The 1,771-nt window shown below is 65.2% G+C and carries 3 protein-coding genes; 2 read left to right on the forward strand and 1 reads right to left on the reverse strand.

Features of this window, described 5'->3' with window-relative positions:
* Positions 1–4 precede the first annotated feature (4 nt).
* A complete protein-coding gene (locus BIS11_RS16580; protein WP_253586590.1) occupies positions 5–166 on the forward strand; it encodes an alpha-hydroxy-acid oxidizing protein in 162 nt (53 codons plus the stop codon).
* Here BIS11_RS16580 and BIS11_RS16585 read toward each other — a convergent pair.
* A complete protein-coding gene (locus tag BIS11_RS16585) occupies positions 163–1,236 on the reverse strand; it encodes a tartrate dehydrogenase (RefSeq protein ID WP_253419320.1) in 1,074 nt (357 codons plus the stop codon). The genes BIS11_RS16580 and BIS11_RS16585 overlap by 4 nt on opposite strands.
* A 104-nt stretch (positions 1,237–1,340) precedes the next feature.
* Here BIS11_RS16585 and BIS11_RS16590 point away from each other — a divergent pair.
* On the forward strand, positions 1,341–1,771 hold a 431-nt coding region (locus tag BIS11_RS16590; protein WP_253586589.1), incomplete at its 3' end, for a LysR family transcriptional regulator.

The raw sequence follows: 1,771 nt of genomic DNA on the forward strand, positions 1-1,771 counted from the left end.
CCCCATGAACTACGCCGCCGCCGTCGCCGGCGAGGCGGGGGTGCGCCATGCGCTGAGGCTGTTGCGCGAAGAGGTCGAGCGCGACATGGCGCTGCTCGGCGTGACCGACATTCATCACCTGGGGCGCGAGCACTTGATCGAGCGTCGCGCCCCGGCGCCCCGCTAGCTTTTGATCTTCGCGGCGATCGCCCGGCCCAGGCTTTCGGTCGTACCCTGGCCGCCGACGTCGCGGGTCAGCACGTTCACGTCGCCTTCGGCCAGTACCGCCTCGATGGCATCGACGATCGCTTGGGCGGCATCATGATGGCCCAGGTGCTCGAGCATCATCGCCCCGGACCAGATCTGGCCGATCGGGTTGGCGATACCTTTACCCGCGATGTCCGGGGCGCTGCCATGGACCGGCTCGAACAGGCTCGGGAACGTGCCTTCCGGGTTGATGTTGGCCGAAGGCGCCACGCCGATGGTGCCGGTACACGCAGGGCCCAGGTCCGACAGGATGTCGCCGAACAGGTTGCTGCCCACCACCACGTCGAACCAGTCCGGGTGGAGCACGAAGTTGGCGGTCAGGATATCGATGTGGAACTTGTCCACGCAGACGTCCGGGTAGGCCTTGGCCATCTCCGCCACGCGCTCGTCCCAGTAGGGCATGGTGATCGAGATGCCGTTGGACTTGGTGGCCGAGGTGAGCTTCTGGCGCGGGCGGCTCTGGGCCAGATCGAAGGCATACTTGAGCACCCGGTCGACGCCGGTGCGGCTCATTACCGTCTCCTGGATCACCACCTCGCGCTCGGTGCCTTCGAACATCTTGCCGCCGATGCTCGAGTACTCGCCCTCGGTGTTCTCGCGCACCACGTAGAAGTCGATGTCGCCGGGTTTGCGGCCGGCCAGCGGGCTCTCGATGCCGGGCATCAGCTTGCACGGGCGCAGGTTGACGTACTGATCGAAGCGGCGGCGAAACTGGATCAGCGAGCCCCACAGCGAGATGTGGTCCGGCACCTTCTCCGGCCAGCCCACGGCGCCGTAGAAGAGCGCGTCGAAATCCTTCAACTGCTCGAACCAGTCGTCCGGCATCATCTGACCGTGCTCCAAGTAGTAGTCGCAGCTGCCGAATTCGAAAGTGGTGAACTCCAGATCGAGCGCGAAGCGTTTGGCGGCGGCTTCAAGGGCGCGAATGCCTTCCGGCATGACTTCGGTGCCGATGCCGTCGCCGGCGATCACTGCAATGGTGTGGGCCATGTGAGGCTCCTCGGTGGCGGGATGATGGATCGAGTGTAGCGCCTTTGGTGCGGGAAATAATCGGGCTATACTGCAAGCTATTGTTGCCTGAAAGTGGAGAATGGGTGGCTTCTCTCGACGATCTCGTTTTTTTCCAGCAGCTCGCTCGTGCCCGTAGCCTGACCGAGACGGCGCGCGCCCTCGGGCTATCGCTCTCGGCGGTGAGCAAGCGCTTAAAGCAGCTCGAGGCGCGCCTGGGCGTGACGCTGGTCGCACGCACCACGCGCAAGATGACGCTGACCCCGGAGGGCGAGCGCTATCTGGCTCGTGGCACGCTGATCCTCGAGGAGCTCGGTGAGCTCGAGAGCACGCTGGCCGATACCCAGGGCGAAGCCCTTGGCGGCCCGCTGAGGGTCAACGCCACCTTCGGCTTCGGCCGTGCCCATGTCGCGCCGCTGCTGTCGCGCTTCTGTCACGCCAACCCGGGGCTCCAGGGGTGGCTCGAGCTGACCAACTTTCCCGTGAACCTGACCGAGCAGGGCTTCGATATCGGCAT

Origin of the sequence: Halomonas sp. 707D4 (assembly GCF_024158685.1) — a bacterium.
Classification (GTDB): Bacteria; Pseudomonadota; Gammaproteobacteria; order Pseudomonadales; family Halomonadaceae; genus Vreelandella.